Raw genomic sequence first — 23,736 nt, 5'->3', positions numbered from 1 at the left:
GGATGGGTGATCTGAGAAAATATTTCTGCGCTTCCTCTGTCGGGACTATGCACGAAAAGAGGCATTTATAAAGCGTAAAAAAATTGGAGATGTATATATCCCAAACAAAAAATAGCCCCGGGCAGATTCGAACTGCCGTCAGAGGATCCAGAGTCCCCTATCCTTGACCGCTAGACTACGGGGCTAATGATAAACTACTGAAAAAAGCAACCGCTTATATATTTTGCTTCTGATTATAGTAAACGACACAAACAAAATATGGGACTGCATGTCGTTTACTATTCCAGTGGCGGACACAAGTATAATTTATTTATGTCCACCACTGATTATGTCGTTCACTTTTTATAGTATGAACAAGCACCTAAGACAATGGTCGGAGAAGTCAGAATAAACTACCAACCGCAATCAAGAGAGGAAAGACTACTTCTGGAAGAAATTATTCAACGAACAAGAGCAAGCGCGCAGATAGAAAAAATAACAGTAGATATTTATGTGGAGACATTTGAAAGAGCAGAAACAGAAGAAAATGTCCTCACGTTTGGCGAAGCAGAAGTAGATTATGAAACAAAGACAGGAAGAGTTACAATTCCTGCTACAAGCAAAAAGACACTGAGCCCACTCGCGTTTAAAGGATTGCTATATAGTATGATTGGCGCGGTTTTTGGCGCATATTTTTTCAAGACTGAAGAAGAAGAGCAAGAGTTATTTTCTGAAGAGAAAACTCCACAACGAGAAGCGTTGTTTGATTATATCATGCTCTACAAAGGAGGAACAGTAGAAGCGCTTATTGCGTATAAAGTGGAAAGCGTCAGAAGAACAATGGGAATAGTAGCAAGACATAAGGAAGAAATGGGTTTTAACACAGGTGCATTCGCAACATACTGCAACCAACTCGACCAACTTCAGGAAAATCTTGGAACAACAATTTATTGTTTAGCAACAAAAGGAATAATAACAAGACAGCAAAAAGAAAGCTATGACGCTTAACGCTTTACAATACTGACGCCAGAAGAAGTTCCTAAGCGATAAAGAGTAGGATGCAAATCAGCAACAGATCGCGCGCCCATTGCATACAGCGCAACTCCCGCGTCTTGGAAAGAGCGAACACCGCCTGACGCTTTAATCCCAAGAGTACCTAAACCTGAAGCGCGATGGACATCGTAAATAATTTCAAGATCTTCTGGACGAGCGCCAGTTTTCTTTGTGCCATCATATTTTGCGACAAGATATGTTTCCTGTGCCATTCCTGTGCTTGTTTTGGTCATAAAACGAAGATTTGGAAAATCTTGAGCAACAGAAACAACTGCTTGTGTTGCAGAACGAACACCCTCTGGAGAAAGATAACCTGCTTCAATAATGACTTTGAGCATGTTTCCCTTATTATTCAAAACAGTCTGCGCAACTGCTCGAATCTGTGCGGCATAAAGAGGACTTCCTACAAGAGAAGGATTAGCAACCATATCTACTTCATTCGCGCCATTGCGAATTGCGTCTGCTGTTGCGACGCAAACAGCAACGTCAGTATCGTTTGCTAAAGGAAAATTCACGACAGTCGCAAGACCAACAGAACTTCCTGAAAGCTGCGAAGATGCGTAGGCAACAAATCGAGCAGGAATACAGACTGCTGCAAATCCATACTCTTGTGCTTCAGAAATAACTCGATCAACGTCTGATGTTGTCGTAAGCGCATGTAAAACAGTGTGATCAATGAGTGGTGCGATGTGTTCTGGTCTCAGTTCAGCCATAAAAGCTGCAAGATTGTCGTCAAGTGCCATAATAGGCAGAAACAGTGAAGGGAATGTAAGTTTAATCACAATATAATGATGATGCATACTGACATATATATGTTATGAAAATATCAATATGTGAATAACATTTAAAAGAAGCAGGCAAATACAAAGAAAATATGGAAAGAAAAGTGATGAAGCAGGGTCCAAGTACATTAGTCGTCTCACTCCCCAGCAAATGGACAAAAAAATACAATGTCAGGAAGGGAAGCAGTATTTTTCTAAAAGAGCAGGGAAGTACAATCAGTATCAGCAAGCAACCAGAAAAAGGGGATACAAAAATTAATGTTAACGTGACAGGAACACTGCCTATGACGCATAGAATTGTTGGTGCTCTTTACAAAGCAGGATATGACGAGATAAATATCAAATATGGAATAATTGAGGAAGCAAAGGCGATTCTAGAAGCAACACAATCCATGCAAGGGCATCAAGTCATGAAGCATGAAAAAAATGTAATCACCATCCAGCGAATCATGAACATGGACACAGAAACATTTGATGTCCTTTACAGAAAATGTTTTCAGATGGTGCAAGAGATGGCACAGGAAACAAAAAAAGCGCTGGAAAAAAATAACAAAGAGAAGATGGCAGAAGTGATACTTAAAGACAATCTCATGGCAGTGTTTGCAAATTATTCAAGAAGAATGCTGCTCTTAGGATATGCAGAAGAACATATTGCAGAACAATATCACCTTGCAGTACAGTTGGAAAAAATAGCAGATAGGTTTAAATATATTTGTCGATGGTATCTTGAGTACAAAGAAAAGCCAAGTAAAGAGATTCAGGAACTGATAGAAGAACTTTGCGCATTTGCGGCACACTTCGAAGGACTATATTACAATTTTTCCATGCAAAAAGTCGTAGACTTTGGAAAAGAAAGAAGAAGAATAGAGCGCAAAGAAGAAGAGATTATTGCAAAAATCACAAAGAAAGAAGTAAAACCATTATTTTATTGTATGAGTATCAGAGCACTGCTCTTTGATTTGAATGGACCTGTCCTTGAAATGAGAATGAAAGAATTTTAGGTATAGGTTAAATTGGGAAGCAAAACGGGAAATCGTCGGGGAGCGGCATAAACAGCATCAAAGACGCGTTTTGCTAAATCTGGAATAAATGTATTTGCAGGAAGAAGAGATTCCTGCTGAAGATATGCGTCTGGAATTTTGCCAGACATTGCAAGATAGGTTCTCCAATTTCCAGCAAGAGTAGTAAATCCTTGTTCACGCATCAGAGCAAAAGAGTTTGCAACAGCATACTGCAGTTCTTGTTCAAGAAAATCTTTGTGTGATGAAGATGCAGAAGAGAATTGATGGAGCAAAGCTCCAGTCTCACCCATGGAAACAAATATTGCGGCAGCCTGACAATATTCTCGCATATGTTCTGCTGCATCTGGTTTGCAGCAATCCCAGCTCATAACCAAATCAAGCAGCGTATGAGAACATTGCGCTTCAATAAAAGAAGGAGATACTCGTTTGTTGTGACCTCGACGCATCATTTGCTTGTATGCGGGCGTATGCGCAGCAAGAAGTTCATCGCGCGTTCTCCAATTTTTATAGTCACGACAAACACTCTCAAAATCTCCACCACTTTCATCATTATGCGCAATGTGTGTTTCAGAAACAATAGCAATCAAAGTAGAAATATAATGTTCACGAAGAGCATGAAAATTTAAATTTCTCTTTCTCTCAAAAGAATTCCCATACAAAAAGCGGGCAACATCATAAAAAAAGTTTGCGATGGAAAGCTTTGCAACATCAATCACCCCATGTTCAGTGATATTTGCGTCATGGGCGTCAAGCAAAACCGCGCCAACACAACCACGTTGAAGAAAAGCTGAAAGATCATCAGTTGCGTCAAGAACATTTTCAAGATGAGAATTTCTTGGCAAGCGAGGAACGTCTTTTGTTCCAGCAATACGTCGTTCAAGAAAATTTCGATACTTAATTTGTGGAATTGCGGGTCTGCCGACATATCCTTGCATTCCTGGCGCAGGATACCATTTACCATTATAATGAACAAGATTTTCTGTAACCATGAGATGAAATTTACTTAACATCGTAAGTGCATCACGACAGATCTCCATTTTTTTGCTATCATCTGCTGCCAAATCAAGCTGTTCCGCAGCTGTTTTACCTTCATTGTGCATGCTCAAAACGCGAGCATCGCCTGGCAATTTCAAAACAAGCCCACCAAGTTTGACGCAGGGAATTTCAAAGTATGCTTTGAGTTGAGGATTCATTTTTGCTTCATCAAGAAGTGCGTGAAATTCCTCAGGAGAGCGAGGAAAGTTTGGAGAACCATCACGACTATTAAAAAAACGGGGACTATATCGTGCAGCAACACGATAATAAGTCATGGAAGGATTGATCATGATTGCAGCAATCCCGGAAAGTGCATCCACTTCTTGTTTGTGTGTTCGCTTGAAGACAAAATAGTGTTCAGTATCTTCCACAAAATACCCTGCATCTTTCGCGGCATCAAAACGAACAAAGCTGGAAGAAGAAAATAAATCTTCTCCCGCAAGAATTCTTTCAAGCTCTGCAATGACTGGTTTCTTGAGTGCTTGCACCCCTTCAACTTCGAGAACCTTTGCGTACAATAAACCGCCAAGAAGTTTTCTGACGGAATCTGGAGCATGAAGATAACTCATTTCTGCAAGTTCAAAGGAATGAAGCGGTATATCTTGATACAAGTCTGGTGTCAACATAGTGATGGTGACTGCGTGATATAATCGCTGCCAATTTTCTGCAGAAAGAGTTTCTTTTTGTGAAACAAGATTCCACACATGCGCCCATCCAAAGAGACATGCCTGCCTCGCAATCTCCTGATCAGTAGAATGTATTCTTTTTTCAGAAATCCATGCGTCAACATAATTCCCAATCTCTGTTGCTTCTGGATGTGCACGCATAAACTGCAAACGTTCCCGTTGCTCTGGGAGAAGTTCATAATGACGAAGGAGTTCTTTATCTGTTGCAGCTACTTCTTCAAAGTATCCAAGAAGATCATAACGAAAGCCCCGTTGCCATTTCTGCTCCCAATTCTCAAGAGTCTGAGCAACTTTTGTTAAATCTCCATCATAAAGAGTTTCGAGCATTGGCAGTATCATATTTGGAGGAGGAATAAAACCCGCGGCATCAAATTCATCAAAAGCCAGACGAAAACCCTTAATATAATCTCCAGAAGCAACAGAAACAAATGCATCTCTTTTTTCTTCAACCCGTCTTCGAAGAATATCCTCTAAAACAATCCCACACTCGTCAAAGGGAGCAAGCCGCCTATTGCGAAAAAAAGTACATGCCTTCGACCCCCAATCATCAAATGATATCATATACTACCCAAAAGTAAGAAAATAGAAGAGTAGTTTTAAAGGTTATTGTATTTTTACACATCCAAATTCTTCGCGGCTTTCGCGTTCTGTTCAATAAAGTCGCGTCGTGGTTCTACCTGATCGCCCATGAGCACAGTAAATACTTGATCTGCGATAACTGCGTCTTCGATCATCACTTTTTTGAACACGCGATTTTTCTCATCAAGGGTCGTTTCCCATAACTGTGTCGGATTCATTTCTCCAAGACCTTTGTAGCGCTGAATATTTACATTATCCTTGCCAATTTCTTTCACTGCTGCAAACATCTCTTGATCATTGTAACAGTAATGAATAGCCTTTCCTTTCTGTACTTTGTAGAGCGGCGGCTGCGCGATGTATAAGTATCCTTTGTCAATAAGTTCGCGCATATAGCGGAAAAAGAAGGTGAGCAAGAGACAGCAAATGTGCTGTCCGTCAACATCCGCGTCAGTCATGATAACAATTTTGTGATAGCGAAGTTTTGCGATGTCAAAAGAATCGCCAACACTGCAGCCAAGCGCAGTAATCAATATCACTATTTGTTCACTTGTTAATATTTTATTCAACCGCGCTTTTTCGACGTTAAGAATTTTTCCGCGAAGTGGAAGAATTGCTTGATTGACACGGTTACGGCCTTGTTTTGCGCTCCCCCCCGCGGAATCTCCTTCAACAATAAAGATTTCACATTTCGCAGGATCGCTTTCCTGACAATCCGCGAGTTTTCCAGGGAGGGAATTTCCCTCAAGAACAGATTTTCTTCGGGTCAAATCACGAGCTTTGCGTGCGGCGTCGCGCGCTTTCGCGGCAAGAATGGATTTGAGAACAATCTGTTTTGCGATAGCGGGATTTTCTTCAAGATAGGTCGCGAGCGCGGCGGAAACAACAGAATCAACAATACCTTTCACATCGCTGTTTCCAAGTTTTGTTTTGGTCTGTCCTTCAAATTGTGGCTCAGGATGTTTGATAGCAATGATTGCGGTCAATCCTTCGCGGACATCCTCTGCGGTGAGTTTGACTTCTTCTCCTTTCAATAACGTATTTTTCTCAGCGTAAGAATTTAGCGTTCTCGTCAACGCGGTTTTGAATCCACTCAGATGTGTTCCACCTTCAATCGTGTTAATATTATTGACAAAAGAAAATAACGTTTCATTGTACCCATCGTTGTACTGCAAAGAGATCTCCACATCAACATCATTTTTCACGCTGTGCAAAAAAATAACAGGATGGAATGGCGCTTTGTTCGTATTCAAATATTCAACAAAAGAAACAATGCCTCCTTCATAATGGAACGTTTGTTCTTTCGCGGCGCGTTCATCTTTAATCGAAATAGTAATACCTTTATTGAGGAACGCGAGTTCACGCATGCGCGCGGCGAGTGTTTCATAGGAAGACTCAATGGTCTCAAAAATTTCTTTGTCAGGATGGAAGGTGACTGTTGTTCCTGTATCAGACGCGTCGCCAAGAACTTGAACATCTCCTGTTGGTTCTCCGCGAGCAAAATCCATTTGATGCACTTTACCATCACGTTTGACAGAAACGCGGAGGGTATCAGAAAGCGCGTTGACAACGCTGACGCCGACACCATGTAAACCACCAGAAACTTTGTAGGTACTTTTGTCAAACTTTCCACCCGCGTGAAGTTTGGTCATGACAACAGCGAGCGCGGACATGTTGTATTTCGGATGCATCGCGACAGGAATACCGCGTCCATCATCAATGACAGTTACAGAATTATCAGGATGAATAATAATAATGATTGTTTTGCAATAGCCAGCCATTGCTTCGTCAATGGAGTTATCCACCACTTCATAGACAAGGTGATGCAGCCCTGAGATGCCTGTGCTTCCGATGTACATCCCCGGTCGTTTTCGAACTGCTTCAAGACCTGCTAAAACTTGGATGTTTTCTGCGCCATAAGTCTTTGATGCTTCTTCTTGTGTTGCCATAATTCTACCGTCGAGAAAATGAACAAAATAAGCTCTGTTTTTCCCGTAATTTTTCAATGCTTCCGTGTTTATAAAAGTTGTGTTGGGGAAGTAAGAATATGTGTCAAAGAGAACAATGGCAAACAATCAAAGAAGATCTATTTCGCTTCATTAAAAGAATCTAAAAATCCAGCGTTCTGTTTTTTAACCCGTTTGACAGCGTCTCGTAAAGCGTCAACAGAATCTTTGTCTGTTGTTTCGATAACAAAATGAGGATGACCAACTTGAATGTGTTCTGTGTAATAGCCTGAAACGTGCATGTCTTTGTCGTTCCAAAGTTCTTTTCTGAGTACGTTACAGAAGGTGTGTCCTGTTTCAACTTCAAGATGAAGCTTGTTTTTCTTTTGTTCAAGAACTTTTATTTTCATGTCATTCAAGAAAAGGCATTTATTTATAAATATTGTGGTAGTATGAACGAAATCAAAGATCGGAAGTACTGAATTATTAAGAACCAAAAACGCCTAAAAGCCAATTTCTGACTTGACTAATGACACGGAAAAATAAAGGTTGTTCAATTTGATCCAATGCTTCTTGTCCTTCTTCAGCAGTGCCTGCTGTTTCAGGAGCGCCATTGTATGTTTCTTCGAGATCAACAGAAGGCTCTGCTTCTTCTTCTGCCACTTCTTCTGCTTCATCAACATCTGAAACTGTTTCTTCAGTTGTTTCTTCCGAAGCATCAAGAGCGTCTAAGCCGAGATATTCTTTCGCGAGCGTATGAAGAGAAGTGAACGTTTGACTTCCAGGGTAGATGTCCATGTTAAACCGAACAGAAGGAGCGCTGGTAACACCATCAGCTTCTGCTTCTTCAACCTGATCAAGAACATCCCATGCGGTCGCCTGAGTATCTAAGCAAAAGCTGAAGTTTGCGGAAGCAAGACCCACATTGTCCGCGTATTCTTTCAATGAAGCGCGGGTAATTATATCCAAATTATTTTGAAGTTCTGCTTTGTACACATCCTTTTTGCTTTGTTTGTTCGCGCATTCGAGCGCAATTTGCGCAAGAGAACTTTGTACATCAGAAGTATCAAAATAATAGACATAATCAACGCGAAGATCATGAGGATATTTTTGGACAAGCAATTCTAACGCCTGATCTTGCGCGGCGCAGGATTCAAGCGCAACGTCGCAGTAGCTGGTAATATCCACTTGTTTTGCGAAAACTACTGAAGAAAAAAGAGAGAACACTAGAACAGATACTATCAATGATAGAAGCAATCCCCTCTTTTGCATGAGGTGTTTCAGACGCACAATAGTATATAAACATTGCGTTTTGAGTTCTCCCGTCGCCCACAACAATCTTTAAATATAAGGTCGCCTTGTGATAGATATAATATATAGTCAACAATACCAATACTGGGGTGGTTACAATAGAAACAAAAAAAATAATCATAACAAGCGCGCTTTTAGGAGTACTTCTTATTCTCGCGTTGCAAAGCGTTTTCGCGGTGGAATATGAATCTGTTAATGAGTTGCGATCAAGAAACATTATCAAAGATGTGACGTACGCGTGGGGATATACAGATGGATATGATGATTATACACGTGGGAGAGCATCGACGCCAAATGCGATTGTAAACAAATACAAGCGAGTCAGTAAGAGTGATCCTGATTATTTTGGAGCAGAACTTGCCTATTTGTATAAAGGAAGCTACACATCAGGATATAGCAAAGGATATGTTGACGCGAAAAACGGGCGAGATAGAGCAGTCAGTTCCAACTTTTTAGAAGAATATGATGTCATTAAAGAAGATGCAGGAGAAACACGCTCTACAACATCTGTGTATAATAAATGGAATCTTGATGAAATAGACACAACAAAAGGAGTAGAAAATCTCGCGTACAAAATAGGATATGAAGACGCAAGCAAAGGAAATTCCAAAACACCGTTGAAGATTATGTATGATCTTTCAAAAGATCAATCAAGAGATGTTCGCGATGTCTATGAATGGATCAGAGAAAATAGAGGAACATTCTCAAAGAAGTATAAAGAAGGATATGAAGCGTATAAAACAGCAGCGAGCGCAAGCGAAGAAAAAACAGCAGCAAAAACAACGCAAAGACAATCAAGCAGCTTAGCGTCGCAACAAACACTTGCGGAGCAGAAAGAAGCCGCGTATGCTGTTGGCTATAAATTTGGGTATGCGGACGCGGAAGCCGGAAAAAGAAGCAACCCGCAAACAATCTTGAGTTATGACTGGATCTTAAATGCAAGATACACAGACACAGGCGAAGCAAATGACCGGAATTGGTATACGCTTCCTGAAGGAGTATCACAACAGGATGTAGAACAAGCGCAGGCAGATGAGAAGAATTATCTCAAAGGCTACCGTGAAGGCTACACAATGGCATTGAAAGAGGATGAAACTGCTGCAGAACTCACGGATGAAGAATACGTGTATCAGATTGGGTTTGAAGTAGGTACGTATGATGCAGAGAAAGGTGCATCGAGCAATCCGTACACCTACACATGGAAAACACACAGATATGTGACAAAGCCAGAAGAAATTTATTACACAAAACTCATCCGATATAATAGAGATGATTATATCAAAGGATATAGGGATGGGTATAGTTCTGGACAGTAATTCTTCTTTTTTGTTTTTTTAATTTATTTTTTTAAATTCTTCATGTTTGCGTTTTCTTCTTCAAATTCCCCAGCTTTCCAAAATAATACGGCTTGTCCGCAACAAGAAATGCCTCAAACAAAGAAAGATCCGCTCCTTTCAAAAATGGGCTCAATAAATATTCTTTGAGCACGTCAGTGCCTTCTGTGCACTGATTAAAAGAAGGCAAGACAATCAATTTCTTCCGCTTCCATGTTCCACAAAGAAATGCTTTGTATTTTTCAGAGCGGGGCCATTGTGACAACACAACTGCAGGATGTTCATGCCCGATTACAATAGTCGAAATATTCTTCATAATTTTTTTATCAGACAACAACGCGGGAAGCGTATCTCCATGCACAAAAAGAACATCATTGAGAATATAGTGATCTACAACTTCCAACCCACGTGTTTTTGCGATAGGATCAAGCATCGTATCATGATTTCCTTTCACTAAAATAATAGTATCAGCATATGTTTGAAGAAGTTTGAGAAAACGTATGCAATACCTCCATTCTGTTTCGCTAATGGTCCCAAATTCATGTTTGAAATCACCATTGACAAGAACAGCGTTGATTTTTTTTGTTTGAGAAAGAATGCAACAGTGTTGCAGCATTGCTTCCATGCGCTTCAGCATTTCTTGATGAGCAAAGCGGGGAACAAGCACTCCTTTTTTATTCAACGATTCTTCATAGCCAAACTGCAGATCAGTAATTGCGAGAAGCTGACGCTTGGTAAAATAAAGACCAAGATCAACAATTTCAATATGGGCAAGGATTTTCATAAACAGGATGAAAAGAAAAGAGAGTTAAAATAAGTTGTGGAAAAACTATCGAAGTTTATCCCTTTCTACAGGAATGGCATAAAGAAGATGAGGCATCTCACGAAGCCGCAATAAAACATCACAGGTTTGAAAGGGAATCTGTCTAGCAAAGAGTGCGTAAGGTCCAAGGCAGGAGTCGTTCAACCCATGCTCCTTAAACGCACGCTGTTGTTCAACGCTAAACGCGTCTGAAGAAAAATATTCACCTGCGGCAGAGATAGAAAGCCATCGATAATCAATCAAAGCGCCATCATTTGGAAGAGCAAACTGATGCGAATCAAGTTGCGCGGCGTAATATTCCTCATGATACCTGCCATCATGAAAATCAACATCGTAAGAACGAAGAAAAGAAAGATCATAAAAAACTCCTTGATAAGCAAGCTGCTCGCGAAATGCGCGAGAAGCTGTATTTCCAAGAGAACTATCTCCACGTATATGCGCTGTATAAGGAAACATCCATTCTCCTGCAAAATCATGAGGCTTGTTTTTTTCAGCGTCCCAAAAACGGTTTCGCGTGAGGAGAATTTCAATAGTGGAATTTTCAGGAGTGCCAAGAACCCTATACGCGCAAAGATGCGCGAGGTGATGAAGTGTTGGTTTCATAGTATCACGAAGCAGCAGTTTATTCAGGAAGTTCAATGGGATAAATTTTAGGATGATCAGAAAGATATTCAAGAATTTTTATTGTTGCGGGAGAGACAACGCGTTCAGTAACGCGAGCAGTGCCCAAAGATGGAGCGCCAAGACCAAGCTCTTGAAATGTAGCAAGCTGTCTTTTCGCAAAACCTTCATATAACCTTTGAGAGAGAGCAAAATCAAGCGCGTCTTGTGGTTTCATCCACCTGTATGGAAGAGAAAAACCCGATCGCTGAGCGTCAGGAGTATCAGGAAGATTAGAAACATGAACAGCAAAAAAGTGACAAAGACGAAATTCATCATAAACTGTTTCTTCATGAGAAGGAAGATAAGATGGTCTAAGTAAAGCTCCTGAATAATGAAGTTGACTATGAAAATAGCGGATCGCGGTTTGAAGAAGAAGAGGCTGATTACGAACATAATCAGAAGGATCGAATTTTCCACCCGGAAACATACACTCTCCAGGAAATTCTGAAGGAAATCCTGTAACCCAATTGAAATAGGGCCGTCGCACAAGAAGAACCTCAAGATCAGGTTCTTGACCTTCTGCTTGAGCGCGAGCGCGATACGCAACCAAATAACCATAATTCAGTGGATCTACCATAGTGAAAAGAAATAGGATATGCTTTATAAAAATTGCGACCAATTTACCACTTAAAAGTATCAAAATAAGAATAGGAATCTATCAATACCTTTAAAAACAATTAAGGATTCTAAGAGGACATGGTCTTAGAAAACTTAGGGGACAGTCTAAAGGCAACGCTCTCGAAGATAGCGGGCGCTATGTTCGTGGATGAAAAGCTTATCAATGAACTCGTAAAAGAGATCCAGCGTGCCCTTCTGCAAGCGGACGTCAACGTCAAATTAGTCTTTGAGCTCTCCAATAAAATCAAAGAGCGCGCGCTCAAACAAGAACCTCCGCCAGGATTAACAAAAAAAGAATATCTGATTAACATTGTCTATGAAGAACTCGCGAATTTCTTAGGAGGAGAAGGACACAAAATAGAGGTCAACAAAAAACCCTATGTCATCATGCTTTGTGGTCTTTTCGGAAACGGGAAAACAACAACAGCGGGAAAGCTCGCGAAATTCTTCCAAAAGCGGGGAAACAAAGTCGCGGTAATCCAAACAGACACCTGGCGTCCTGCTGCGTATGAACAACTCAAGCAACTTGGGGCGCAGATTAATGTCGATGTTTTTGGAATCAAGAATGAAAAAGATCCAGTAAAAATTTACAAAACATTTCTTCCGGAATTACAAAAATACAACATCGTCATTGTGGACACTGCGGGACGAGACGCGCTGAGCGAAGACCTTATTGAAGAACTCAAGCAAATGAATGCTTTAGTGAATCCAGATGAAACATTGCTCGTCATGAGCGCGGATATTGGACAAGCGGCTGAAAGACAAGCGCGCGCGTTCCATGAAACCTGTAAAGTCACAGGAGTTATTATTACAAAACTCGACGGAACTGCGAAAGGAGGAGGCGCGTTGATTGCGTGCTCAGTCACAGGCGCGCCGGTCAAGTTCATTGGAGTTGGAGAAAAGATTGACGCGTTTGAGGAGTTTAAGCCAAAGAATTTCGTGGGAAGACTTTTAGGGATGGGAGATATAGAAGCGCTTCTGGAAAAAGCGAAAGAAGCGTTTACAGAAGAAGAAGCAGAGGATATGGGCAAAAAATTCCTCAGTGGAAAATTCAATCTCATTGACTTATATCAACAGATGGAATCACTCAGTAAAATGGGTTCCATGGGGAAGTTGATGGAAATGATTCCTGGTATGGGTCAACTACAGTTGCCGAAAGATATGATCGCGGTGCAGGAAGAAAAGTTAAAGAAGTGGAAGTTTATCCTTAACTCCTGTACGAAAAAAGAGTTAGAGGATCCAGATGTTATTGATAGTCCGCGCATGACACGAATTGCGAAGGGATCAGGCACAGAAGTGCAGGAGATAAATGAGTTGCTCAAACAGTATCGTCAGACCAAAAAAATGACAAAAATGTTTGGCGGCGCAGGAACACCAAAAGCAATGGAAAAAATGATGAAGCGAATGGGTGGAAAGATTCCTGGATTAGGGAATTTGCAAGTAAAATGAGATTGAATAACAGACACTATAGTCGCCAGATAAAATGAAAACACGCACCTGCTAAAGCCAAATGTCAGGGGGACCCATTGCACAAAAGTGCAATGGGGTATTATGGAATTAAAAAAACAATCAAGGTCAAAAAAGAAAATATAAAAGAATAAAACAAGAAGTGAAGATAACGGTGAAATCATGAAAAAAAACGAAACAAAAAGTGAAAACAAAGAAATCAAAAAGAAAATAACGCAAGAAGAACTCCAAAGCGCGCTTCAAGAAAAATATATGGAATATCAAGTGCTTGAGCAGCAAATGAAGCAAGTAGAAGAACAAAATCAAACATTGCAAAAACAAATTGAAGATCTTAATGGAATAAAAGAAGCAATTGAAAGCATGGAAAAAACAAAAATAGGCAGTGAACTTTTTGTTCCGATTAGCGCGGGAATTTTCATTAAAGCAGAGATCAAACAAAACAATGAACTCCTCGTCAATGTCGGCGACAATGTTGTTGTTCCAAAATCAATAAAAGACGCGATTACACTTGTGGAAAAACAAGAAAAAGAAATCCAGAAGTATAAAGAAACAATGGCAAATAATCATACAATGCTTATCCTGCATCAGCAGCAGCTTGAAGCGGAATTGTACGCGATGACCAAAGATCAGGAAGAGTAAGACTCTAAAAGCATAAAAAGGAAAAAATGAGGTAAAACATGTTTGGCTTTCTCAAAGACACACTAAAGAAGACTGTTGAAAAGTTAACAAAAGAAGTAGATAAAGCAACAGAAACAGTGGAACCAACAGAAGAAGAAAAGAAAGCAATAGTTGAAGAAATAAAAGAAGAGAAGAAAAAAGAAGAAAAAAAGAAAGAAGAGCAAAAGCAGAAAGGATTCTTTGCGCGATTAAAAGATAAAATTACAGGAGAAGAGAAAGAGGAGATTTCTGAAGAAAAACTGCAAGAAGAAAGTAAAGAAGAAGCTGAAGAAGAAAGTGAGAAAGAGAAGGAAACAACAGAAGAGACAAAACAAGAGAAGAGAGAAGAGAAGAAAAAAGAAATTGAAGAAAAAAAGCACCCTAAAGAGCACAAAGAAAAGCAAAAAGAGCACGCAAAAAAGGAAGCTGAAAAGAAACATGTTCCAAAAAAAGAAGAAGCAAAGAAAGAGCAAAGACACAAGGAAAAGAAAGAAGAAAGATATGTTGATGAAACCTACGGCATTGAAGTTATCGCGGAAGAAAAGAAACAAATCATCGAAGAGCCAAAAAAAGAAGTTGAAGAAATAGAGCAAGAGAAGAGAGAAAGAAAAGAAGAAGCAAAAATTCATGCAGTTGACATGCACAAGAGAGAAGAAGAAGGAGAAAAAGAGATTGACGAGCTTCTCGAAAAGAAGAAGAAAGAGCAGGAAGAACAAAAACAGAAGGAAGAAAAGAAAGAAGAAAAAGGATTTTTTGCGCGATTAAAAGATAAGTTTACGCATAAGGAAGAAGAACAAAAGAAAGAAGCGTTTGAAGTCAATGAAGCAGAAGTCAAAGAGTTTGAAGAAGCGTTCAAAGAAGTAGAAACAAAACCTGAAATAAGAGAGGAAGAAGAGAAGGAAGAAAAAATTCCTGTTGTGACACAGACAGAAGATGGAGAGACAATCTTTGAACTACAGGAAAAACCAACAGCAGTTGGACATAAGAAAGACCATAAAGAAGAAAGTAAAAAAGAAGCAGAACAGCTGAAAAAAGAAGCTGCACAGCAAAAGAAAGAGCAGAAAGCAAAAAAGGAAGAGCAGAAAAAGGAACAAGGAAAAGAAGAGCCTGAAGAAGAAACAACAGGATTTTTTGGACTGCTCAAAGACACGATTTTCAAGACATCTATTTCTGAAGAAAAATTCGAAGAACTTTTCTGGGATCTTGAAGTCGCGTTGCTGGAAAACAATGTCGCTGTAGAAGTAATTGACCTTATTAAAAAAAATCTCAAGAAAGAACTTGTCGAGAAGAAAATACTTCGCGGACAAATCAATGAAATCATTCTCAAAACATTGAAAGAGTCTGTAGAACAGACATTTGACGTTGAACAAGTGGATTTAATCGAAAAAATAAAAGAAAAGAAACCCTACATCGTGGTCTTTGTCGGAATTAATGGATCAGGGAAAACAACAACCATCGCAAAGATGATTCAGAAACTCAAGGACAATAATCTATCGTGTGTTGTTGCCGCAGGAGACACCTTCAGAGCAGCGGCAATCCAACAATTAGAAGAGCACACGACAAGGCTCAATGTCAAGCTCATTAAGCACGACTATGGTTCAGATCCAGCAGCAGTAGGATTTGACGCGATCAAATACGCGCAAGCGCATAACATTGATTGTGTCCTTATAGACACCGCAGGACGACTGCATAGCAATGTCAATCTCATGGATGAGATGAAAAAGATCATCCGTGTCACAAAGCCTGATTTCAAAATTTTCATTGGTGAAGCGATTACAGGAAATGATTGTGTTGATCAAGCGCGAAAGTTCAATGAGGCAGTAGGCATTGATGGGATTATTCTCGCGAAAGCGGATGTCGATGAAAAAGGCGGCGCGGCGTTGTCCATTGGCTATGTCACCAAGAAACCAATTCTGTATTTAGGAACAGGACAAGAGTACAAGAATCTCGAGGAATTTGACAAAGAAAAGGTTATGGAACAGTTGGGATTGGGGTGAACTGTCAAGAATCACCGGTCTTTGACCGGTGGCATGAACTAAAGACCCAGTGGTTCTTGAGCACAACGCTCATACCACTCCACCAGAGAATACTTTAGTGGTATTCGGTTGTATAAATACATTAAACAGAGAATTTCAAAAATTCAGAGATTGAAATAATGTTGTCTTTCTTTTTTGAAGGAGCAATAATAAGAAGTGAAAAACCATTATGTTTTATTGAAAAATCATCTAACCCTTGCTTTTCACGAGATGGAATGGCGTCTGTCGCGGTCACATTGATTGCGCTCTTTTCAAGAATAAAATCTACTTCTGAGTGAAGCTCACCCCAATAAAATATTTCATTAGATTTTTCAAGAAGTTTAAGAAAGACAGTATTTTCATAAAGCATTCCTAAATTATTTGAATAATGCTCTCTTGCGACGTGAATAAGCCCATTATCACAAATATAATATTTTGGAAGTTTTGAGACGTCATATTTTATTTTTGCGGAATAAGAGAAATATGAAACACGAAATAAAAGGTATGCGTCTGCCATATAACTGAGATACGTTCGAATGGTATCGTCAGTTATGCCAAATACCTTAGAAAGCTTGTTGAAGCTCACTTTTGCTCCAGGGGTACTACAAAGATAACGAGCAAGCGCAATAATTTGTGTTGTATTTTGAATATTGTAACGACTGATAATATCCTTATTGATAATGTCATTAAAATACTGCTCAAGTATTTTTTTCTTTTTAACAACATCCTGCTCCAAAACAACTTCAGGAAAACCTCCGTACGTCATGTACTCTTCAAGATTTTCTGATTTTTTGAAGATGCAAAACTCCGCGTAAGATAAAGGCATGATTGTAAAAGAAAGATTTCTTCCCGTCAATAAAGTAGATAACTCTTTTGAAAGCAAGGATGCGGAAGAGCCGGTAATGATAAATTTAATGGTAAGGTCAAGATCATATTTTGTTCGAATCCAACGCTCCCATTGAGGAATATTTTGAATTTCATCAATAAAAAAATAAATTTTCTTTTTATTTTTTGTATAGTTGTTATATGTGTCTAAAACCTGTTCAAAAAGTTCAAGATGGAGATGTCCACTCAAAGCATAATCTTCTAAATTCAGATAAAGAAGTTGCTTTGGATGAACACCAGATAAAATAAGAGACTGCATAATCTGCTTAATCAATGTTGATTTTCCAGATCGGCGTACCCCTTTAAGGACAAGCACCTCCTTTCTTTCAAGATACGGGAGAAGAAGCTCAAGATAGCGATCTCTTTTTACTCCAATCTCTATTTGTTTGTCCCATGGTGACCACTGTTTCAAAACAGACAAAAGTACGTTACTATCCATAAAAATAGTGAAGAAGAGTTTATTTATAAAGGTTTCGAATGGGTTAGGAGCCTATATAAAGGAGAAATAAAGCAGCAGGAATCAGCTTAAACAGCATTTTAATCACTAACTAAGAGTAAAATATATAAATAAGCCCCATTTTTTACATATAAAATACATGCATACAACATAACAGAGGCATACGATGACAGAAATTACATTGACAAAACAAATATCCAAACAAGGAAACCAAGCAGTTATTATTATTCCTAAATTCTTGCAGGAAAAACTGAAACCAAAGACGACAGTTGAAATTAAAATAAAAGTTCTTGAAGATTTTAGTGCTGGTGAGAAGTAATGGTATCAAGACTCGAAAGAGTGATTGAAACTTCTGTCACGCTCCAATATCAAGCAGAGCAATGGAGTACAGAAAGAATTGCCCTTGATGGTATTCAAAACCATCTTCCTACAGATAGTGGCGGTTCTCGTGTTGATATTGACTTCCTCGTTAATGGAGTTTTCATTCCTTATTCAAGACGCACAGCAATTTCTCCATCACAAATTGAAGCAATTCGCTTTGCAGATGACGGGAAAGGATACTCTTGCGACCTTCTTGGAGTGTTTCATAGTTCAAAAGCAGGTGATAAAAAATCCGTTGGTCAGTTTGGAGAAGGAGTAAAGATGCTTTCCGCAGCATGTGTGCGAGAAGGAATAGATCTTGAACTTCGATCTCGAGACTGGAGTGCGGTTCCTGCTATTCGTGAATTTACTGCTGATGAACAACGTGTTCAACAACTTCAGTACAATTTATTTCGTCATGATGAAAGAAACCAAGGCTCTGCAACAATCTTTAGAAAAAGTCAGGGAAAATCTTCTCGATTTGATGCTTTAGTACGATATGTTCTTGAACTTCATGGAAAAGTATTAGGACTTACAGGACCATATTCTACACTTTTTAGAACAGAACAAGGAGAAATCCTTGATGAAACAGGAAAATTATATGTGAAAGGAGTATATGTTACTGACCAATTTAAAGGTAAACTTCTCTTTGGCTATAATATTGCTGCAGAAACAAATAGAGATAGAAATATTGTTAGTGAGTATCAACTTAACAATCATGTTAGAGAGGTTATATCTCAAGTAACAGATCCTCGAATAGTGAGAAAAATTATTGAGTCTGGACAAGATGGTAAATCTCACATAGAGCACCGTGCGCTTTGGTATGAATATCAAGGTTCTACTGGTAACGCTATGCTAGGTTCAAAAGTAACAGCTCCTGACCTCTGGAGAGATACATTTTACACTCTTTTTGGAACAAATGCTGTTCTTCCTTCTAAAGCGAATGGAAAAGCGCATGAAGTAGATAATTTTGCGCGAGTAATGGGACATAAAATAGTCGCTATTAACTCAGACCTCGGAGATGTTCTTGAAAAATGTGGCGTCAAAAGAGCGGACACAGTTCAAGCAGATGAATATGCGGAACTTCTTTCTGGAGAAAAATACGCTCCAGAAAATCTTCGTAAACGAGCAGCAGAAACATCGCTGACACTCGCATATAGAGCTGGAAAGTGGAACACGCTTCGCATTATTTTAGATGGACTTGCAAATCACATGCCAGCAGATAGTGGAGGGACACGGGTAGATATTCAATATCTTATTCCAAGTCAATATAATGGATATCCTCCTGAGTGGGTTAATCAAGCAGCCAGAGGGAACAAACCAGTCTTGGCTCTTCGATTTTGTGATGATGGAAAAGGGTACGCTCCTGAGTTCTTAGAATTGCTTTACAGCACGAAAACAGGAGGTGCTGTTGGTCAATTTGGTGAAGGTTTGAAAATGTATTCTGCTGCTGTTTTGCGAGCAAAAGGAGAACACCCTAAAATGGATCTCAAATTACGAAGCAGAGATTGGGCTGCAATGCCTTTTGCAACAGATATTGCTGTTGATGGGCATCATACCAAAAGATTGAATTATCGCGTTGTTGAAGGATTAGAGCGACAGAATGGATCTACTACTACTATTTACAATCCTACACAAGACATGCTCTTTGTTCTTGACTATATTCAAAAATATGTTTTATCATTTAATCCAGACTACAAACCAAAATATACAGTGGGAGCTGGTGCAGTATTTGATGGAAGAAAGTATGGTATTATGAACACTATCCAGAAAGGAACTGTTTTTGTCAGAGACTTTTTTATGACTGATCTTTTTGAAGAAAACCTTCTTTTTAGCTATAACTTGCAAACAAGAGAAATTAATCCAGATAGAGATCTTGCGAATCCAACAGTTGTTCGTACAGCCGTGAAAGAAATTATAAGAACATGCAGTGATGTTGAAACCATTGAAGAAATAGTAAAAGCTGCAAAAGGAAACCACAATGACGTTTTTGAGTTCCAGACTATTGAATTTACAAGCGATAATAAACACGTTGCTCCTCTCTACAAAAAAGCATTTCACAAAGTGTATGGAGAAAAAGCAGTTCTACTCACTAATCCGTTGCTTGCTTTAGAAGCAGTACATCAGGGATATACTCCGATAGAAGTTTCTGAATCATTCAGAAAAACACTTCAAGCAGCGGGCGTTCTTACGGAAAGAGAAGTAATTAGTGAAGGGTTTATACCTGAACTTGTTGATTACAACAACCTCACAATAGCAGAAAGAGAGATGCTTGAGAAATATAAAGCAGTGAACGCTGTTCTTGGACTTAGAGATACAGGTGCGCCACAAATTTATTCAAAACTACGAAGAAGAGATGGTGTTGAAATTCCTTTCCTTGGTTTTTGTGAAATTGCCTCAGGAAATGTTTATTTAAGCAGGAGAACATTACTAGATTTAGGTAGTTTCGTTCACGTGTACAAACACGAAAAAGGGCATCAGGAAACAAGAGCAGGAGATCCTACTGACGAATTCAGACAATTTTTTGAGTTTGGCTTAGATAGATATGTCGTTGCAGAAATGACAGGAACACCACGAGTGGCAACAACCTATGAAGGAAGAAGAGAAGAATCTATACATGCTGCTCGTGTGAGAGAATTAGAAGGTCAAAATGTCTCTCTGCAGATGAGACTTCAACAGGCAACAGAAGATAAAACAAGACTTATAGAGTTGGAAGAAAGAAACCATGCGCTTGGAACAGAAATAGAAGAATACCAACGAGCGGCTTCATTAGTCGCTGCTAGTAGACAAGAAGCAGAGTTCGCTGCATTGCAAGAACAAATTGCTGGTCCAAAGAACCCACTTCTTCGTTTCCTTTATTTCCTTGTTCATTAAGTTTACAGAAGATAAACCAAAACAACACAAACCAAGAACGCCAATAAAAAGCTTGGCACAAACGGAATACCATACTTCACAAGAACATGCGTAATTTTTCCTTTCTTCGCAAGCGCGTGTAACTCTTGAAGCTGTTCTCTACTCACCCCAAGATCTTTTTTTCGAACAATTACTTTTCCCGCGACAATAATATCCTCCGAAACCCAATCTCCTTCAGTGAGCGAAGAAACAGGAATCTCTTTGACAAAAGCAATCTGTTCCAATACTTTGATCGCGATAAAACCATAAAACAACACAAGAATCATGAAAGCAAGAAGAAGCGAAAGAAGACGTAAGAAAAGATCAGCAACAAAAAAAGAGAAGACAAAGAGCAGAAGAGAAAGGCTATGAAAAAGAACAATCCAAAATCGCTGCTTTCTGTCAGTCAGATAAACAACACAACGAAGCATGAATTCTCGATAATGTTTCAGGAGTAAGACAAACAACCATGCTGTGCCATAAATTCCTCCAACAAAAAAGACAAGCAGTAAAAACAAAACAAGAAAAGGAAATGAAATAAAAGAAGAAAGAGTTATTGAAGAAAAAAAAGAGTCAGAAGAAATAAGAGAGGAGAAAGAAAGAACAGAAGACAACGGCAAACCGATCAGACTTCCCATTGCCATGAGCATTTTCGCGTCACCGCCACCCCATTGGCCAGTGTAAAACATAATGCAAGCAAGAAGAAAACAAAGAGCAAAACCTAAAACAGAAGAAATAAAATATGAACTATTCCAAAAAACAAGTGAAGTAAGAAGAGACAAACAAAAACCAGTAATCAACAATCCAAAATTCACAAGATCAGGAACTTCACGAGTTTTAAGATCAGTAAGAGAGCCAACAAGAAGACCAAGAAAACAAAGAACATAACTCAGCACGGAAAAAAGAATGTTTCCTACCATTACCCCTGTAAGAATCCTAAGGCTTCATAAATGTTTTCAATCTCAATACCTGTGGAAGAGTCACCAATGACCATGCCATGAGAATTCGCGAGCAAACCGCTACGAATCAGTGGACTTCCAAAATTAACTGTTGCTTTTGTGCAAGGAACACCAAGAAGATCTTCCACTTCCTTAATCTGATCAACAGTCGCGAACGCGTGAATAATTGCGGCTCTGCTGTTATACACAACGCAAGAACCCGGAACTTCTGTAGTTGCGATTTCTCCAGGATGAAGTCGAACATTAAGAGCTTGTCGAATAATTTTTTTGACATCTGCGCTATATTCGCGATGCACAAGAGCGCCTGAATCATTGCAAAGAATTGCATTACCAAGCGCAGTAATTTTACTTGGAATAACTTTGTATGGTATTTTTAATTGTTTCAAAACCATAAGTTCTGGATCATCAGTAATGTTTGGAACAAGAAGAACACGACTGTTTCCCGTCACAAGAGCGCCAATAAGAGAAGTGTGCGCGATTTTAATTTGATACACAGGAACTTTCAATACTTCGTGAATGGTCGCAACTTGCTCGGGAGTGAAATCTGGTGCAAGAAGGCAGTACTGGTCATTGCAAAAACCGTAAAGACCGATGTTTGAATTACCGCTTAAGGATGTTTTGTAAAGTTTCATGGAACAAAGATACTGATGATGCTTTATAAATTGTTTCGAATTTACCACCTTTCTGAAAGGATTGGGTATAATAGTGATCAATGGTAAATTCGTAACACTAAAAATCCCAATCCATTCATATGGAGAATATTTTAGATGGGGATTTTTTATTTTGACAAAAAACGTTATAAAAGAAGCAATATTCAGAGAGATAATGGAAAACAAAAAGTGGAAAATCCTAAAACAGCAATATCTCGAAAAAAATGACTGGATAAAGCTCAGAAAAGATAGTTGCGTCACGCCAAAAGGAAAAACTGTTGATCCCTATTATGTCATGGAAATTGAAGATGTGAGCTGCGCGGTAGCGATCACAAAACAAGAAAAAATAGTGCTTGTGAAAGAATACAAACATGGAGTACAAAAAGAAATACTACAACTTCCTTGCGGTTATATAGATAAAAATGAAGACCCATTTACAGCAGCAAAGCGAGAGCTTGCGGAAGAAACAGGATACACCTCAAAAAAGTGGACAACGCTTGGCGCGTTTACAGGATCTCCTGGACGACTAACGCATTATTATCATTTTTTTCTTGCAGAAGACTGTGAAAAAACAAGAGAACAAAAACTTGATGAGCTTGAAACATTAGAAGTGTTTGAATACACAAAAGAAGAAGCAGAAGAAGCGTTAAAAAAACAAGACACAGATCTTGTCACCCCGCTTGGATTTCTTATGGCAAAAGAGTTGTGGAAAAGGAAAGAATAGTTTAATACTGTCTCTTAACTACAGGCGTAGGTCGAAAAGCAATTTCTTGAGGATGCACTGCACCGTGACACATATATGCCTGAGTTTCTGTTCTATAGCGACGTTGATATGTTGCAGCATCCTGAAAGCGCGCTTCTAAAGAAGGTTTATCAGTAAGATCAAAAAAACCTGCGTGAAATGGAGTAACAACATCCACTGATTGATGTTGACCATTTGGCACTGGATGAGCATAAGAAGAAGCTGAAACATCCGGAAGAGTTGGCGCAATTGCAATATGCCTATTCCCAAGATCTACATGTTCCGCCTGACTTAAATATTTCGCAAATGCTCCCGCATGGACATCAGGACTGACATAATGCACAGCGTGATGAACAGGAATAGAAGATAAAAGATCGCGAATTTCAACAGCAGAGATTGCTGAAGAAGAGCGAGGAATAGGAAGATATACAACACCTGTTTTTGTGTATGAGGCGCCCAAAATCGCGGTAAAAAGAACATCATCGGAAGAAAGCTCTCGTGCAAGTTCTCCAAGAAGACCTACAATATGCTTCTCATGAAGATTTCGTCTTTCCCTGCAAAAAACATGCGGCGCATCACGAACAGCAACAATATCATTGTAGCCTCGCTGAACAAGACAATCGACCATCATGTCAAAGGAAGGAGAAAGCGTTGCGCCAGCACCCTGGACAACAAACGCGACACGGCGTTTTGGCTGAAATGCCTCAAGGGAGACAGGAGCTCCTGCTATTTTTTCAACGATATAATCCGTAACCATACAACAAAGAATGAAGAGGACATATTTGAATGTTTGCACCACAAAGTAGTAAAGAAATAAACGAATT

21 protein-coding genes and 1 tRNA gene are annotated in these 23,736 nt (G+C 39.3%); 9 read left to right on the top strand and 13 right to left on the bottom strand.

Annotated elements, in window-relative coordinates:
• Positions 1 to 112 precede the first annotated feature (112 nt).
• A tRNA-Gln gene (locus HZC31_08855) sits at positions 113 to 185 on the bottom strand.
• A gap of 184 nt (positions 186 to 369) precedes the next feature.
• Here HZC31_08855 and HZC31_08850 point away from each other — a divergent pair.
• On the top strand, positions 370 to 987 hold the full coding sequence (locus tag HZC31_08850; GenBank protein ID MBI5003465.1) for a hypothetical protein: 618 nt from the start codon (positions 370 to 372) through the stop codon (positions 985 to 987).
• Here HZC31_08850 and deoC read toward each other — a convergent pair.
• On the bottom strand, positions 984 to 1,814 hold the full coding sequence (deoC, locus tag HZC31_08845; GenBank protein MBI5003464.1) for a deoxyribose-phosphate aldolase: 831 nt from the start codon (positions 1,812 to 1,814) through the stop codon (positions 984 to 986). The genes HZC31_08850 and deoC overlap by 4 nt on opposite strands.
• Before the next feature lie 92 nt (positions 1,815 to 1,906).
• Here deoC and HZC31_08840 point away from each other — a divergent pair, with 92 nt between their 5' ends.
• On the top strand, positions 1,907 to 2,815 hold the full coding sequence (locus tag HZC31_08840; protein ID MBI5003463.1) for a phosphate uptake regulator PhoU: 909 nt from the start codon (positions 1,907 to 1,909) through the stop codon (positions 2,813 to 2,815).
• Here HZC31_08840 and HZC31_08835 read toward each other — a convergent pair.
• From HZC31_08835 to HZC31_08820, 4 genes are all read right to left on the bottom strand, one after another.
• The gene (locus HZC31_08835) at positions 2,812 to 5,118 is read right to left on the bottom strand and encodes a hypothetical protein (GenBank protein MBI5003462.1); all 2,307 of its coding nucleotides are present in this window, start codon (positions 5,116 to 5,118) and stop codon (positions 2,812 to 2,814) included. The two genes, HZC31_08840 and HZC31_08835, sit on opposite strands and share 4 nt — an antisense overlap.
• Positions 5,119 to 5,171: 53 nt before the next feature.
• Complete coding sequence (gene gyrB, locus HZC31_08830; GenBank protein ID MBI5003461.1) at positions 5,172 to 7,082, bottom strand: DNA topoisomerase (ATP-hydrolyzing) subunit B; 1,911 nt, start codon at positions 7,080 to 7,082, stop codon at positions 5,172 to 5,174.
• Between the two features lie 137 nt (positions 7,083 to 7,219).
• The gene (locus tag HZC31_08825) at positions 7,220 to 7,489 is read right to left on the bottom strand and encodes a DNA-directed RNA polymerase subunit L (protein MBI5003460.1); all 270 of its coding nucleotides are present in this window, start codon (positions 7,487 to 7,489) and stop codon (positions 7,220 to 7,222) included.
• Between the two features lie 76 nt (positions 7,490 to 7,565).
• Positions 7,566 to 8,351: a thioredoxin domain-containing protein gene (locus HZC31_08820; protein MBI5003459.1), complete on the bottom strand. Its 786-nt coding sequence runs from the start codon at positions 8,349 to 8,351 to the stop codon at positions 7,566 to 7,568.
• A gap of 128 nt (positions 8,352 to 8,479) precedes the next feature.
• On the opposite strand from HZC31_08820, the gene HZC31_08815 reads away from it, so the two are divergent.
• Positions 8,480 to 9,706 (top strand): hypothetical protein, encoded by a 1,227-nt coding sequence (locus HZC31_08815; GenBank protein ID MBI5003458.1) that lies wholly within the window; start codon positions 8,480 to 8,482, stop codon positions 9,704 to 9,706.
• A gap of 40 nt (positions 9,707 to 9,746) precedes the next feature.
• Here HZC31_08815 and HZC31_08810 read toward each other — a convergent pair whose 3' ends face one another.
• The 3 genes from HZC31_08810 to HZC31_08800 are packed head-to-tail and all read right to left on the bottom strand — an operon-like array spanning position 9,747 to position 11,787.
• Positions 9,747 to 10,508, bottom strand: coding sequence for a metallophosphoesterase (locus HZC31_08810; protein ID MBI5003457.1), 762 nt, complete (start codon positions 10,506 to 10,508; stop codon positions 9,747 to 9,749).
• Between the two features lie 45 nt (positions 10,509 to 10,553).
• Entirely contained in the window at positions 10,554 to 11,150 is a 597-nt protein-coding gene (locus tag HZC31_08805) for an NUDIX hydrolase (protein MBI5003456.1), read from the bottom strand.
• 19 nt (positions 11,151 to 11,169) lie between these two features.
• On the bottom strand, positions 11,170 to 11,787 hold the full coding sequence (locus HZC31_08800; protein ID MBI5003455.1) for an NUDIX hydrolase: 618 nt from the start codon (positions 11,785 to 11,787) through the stop codon (positions 11,170 to 11,172).
• Between the two features lie 119 nt (positions 11,788 to 11,906).
• Here HZC31_08800 and ffh point away from each other — a divergent pair, with 119 nt between their 5' ends.
• The 3 genes from ffh to ftsY all read left to right on the top strand — a co-directional run bounded on the left by ffh (position 11,907) and on the right by ftsY (position 15,949).
• Entirely contained in the window at positions 11,907 to 13,277 is a 1,371-nt protein-coding gene (ffh, locus tag HZC31_08795) for a signal recognition particle protein (protein MBI5003454.1), read from the top strand.
• A gap of 180 nt (positions 13,278 to 13,457) precedes the next feature.
• Positions 13,458 to 13,934 carry a prefoldin subunit alpha gene (pfdA, locus tag HZC31_08790; protein MBI5003453.1) on the top strand — a complete coding sequence of 159 codons (477 nt, stop codon included), beginning with the start codon at positions 13,458 to 13,460 and terminating at the stop codon, positions 13,932 to 13,934.
• A 656-nt stretch (positions 13,935 to 14,590) separates the two neighbouring features.
• Complete coding sequence (ftsY, locus tag HZC31_08785) at positions 14,591 to 15,949, top strand: signal recognition particle-docking protein FtsY (GenBank protein MBI5003452.1); 1,359 nt, start codon at positions 14,591 to 14,593, stop codon at positions 15,947 to 15,949.
• A 121-nt stretch (positions 15,950 to 16,070) separates the two neighbouring features.
• Here ftsY and HZC31_08780 read toward each other — a convergent pair whose 3' ends face one another.
• Positions 16,071 to 17,291: an ATP-binding protein gene (locus HZC31_08780; GenBank protein MBI5003451.1), complete on the bottom strand. Its 1,221-nt coding sequence runs from the start codon at positions 17,289 to 17,291 to the stop codon at positions 16,071 to 16,073.
• A 184-nt stretch (positions 17,292 to 17,475) separates the two neighbouring features.
• Between HZC31_08780 and HZC31_08775 the strand changes: the two genes are divergently transcribed.
• Together HZC31_08775 and HZC31_08770 are read left to right on the top strand one after the other, a co-directional pair.
• A complete protein-coding gene (locus tag HZC31_08775; GenBank protein MBI5003450.1) occupies positions 17,476 to 17,628 on the top strand; it encodes a hypothetical protein in 153 nt (50 codons plus the stop codon).
• A complete protein-coding gene (locus HZC31_08770; GenBank protein ID MBI5003449.1) occupies positions 17,628 to 20,543 on the top strand; it encodes a hypothetical protein in 2,916 nt (971 codons plus the stop codon). The genes HZC31_08775 and HZC31_08770 overlap by 1 nt, the downstream gene beginning before the upstream one ends.
• A 2-nt stretch (positions 20,544 to 20,545) precedes the next feature.
• Here the strand turns inward: HZC31_08770 and HZC31_08765 are convergent, their stop codons facing one another.
• Both HZC31_08765 and HZC31_08760 read right to left on the bottom strand, forming a co-directional pair.
• Positions 20,546 to 21,481 carry a prepilin peptidase gene (locus HZC31_08765; GenBank protein ID MBI5003448.1) on the bottom strand — a complete coding sequence of 312 codons (936 nt, stop codon included), beginning with the start codon at positions 21,479 to 21,481 and terminating at the stop codon, positions 20,546 to 20,548.
• Positions 21,481 to 22,152 carry a translation initiation factor IF-6 gene (locus tag HZC31_08760; protein ID MBI5003447.1) on the bottom strand — a complete coding sequence of 224 codons (672 nt, stop codon included), beginning with the start codon at positions 22,150 to 22,152 and terminating at the stop codon, positions 21,481 to 21,483. Before HZC31_08760 ends, HZC31_08765 begins: the two co-directional genes overlap by 1 nt.
• A 193-nt stretch (positions 22,153 to 22,345) precedes the next feature.
• On the opposite strand from HZC31_08760, the gene HZC31_08755 reads away from it, so the two are divergent.
• Positions 22,346 to 22,894 carry an NUDIX hydrolase gene (locus tag HZC31_08755; GenBank protein MBI5003446.1) on the top strand — a complete coding sequence of 183 codons (549 nt, stop codon included), beginning with the start codon at positions 22,346 to 22,348 and terminating at the stop codon, positions 22,892 to 22,894.
• Position 22,895: 1 nt separating this feature from the next.
• Here HZC31_08755 and HZC31_08750 read toward each other — a convergent pair whose 3' ends face one another.
• A complete protein-coding gene (locus HZC31_08750) occupies positions 22,896 to 23,669 on the bottom strand; it encodes a hypothetical protein (protein ID MBI5003445.1) in 774 nt (257 codons plus the stop codon).
• Positions 23,670 to 23,736: the final 67 nt, after the last annotated feature.

The sequence above is a fragment of the Candidatus Woesearchaeota archaeon genome (assembly GCA_016214075.1).
In the GTDB taxonomy this organism is placed as follows: Archaea; Nanobdellota; Nanobdellia; order Woesearchaeales; family DSVV01; genus JACRPI01.
Note: the sequence above shows the minus strand (reverse complement) of the source record. Positions and strands in the feature narration are given on the sequence as shown.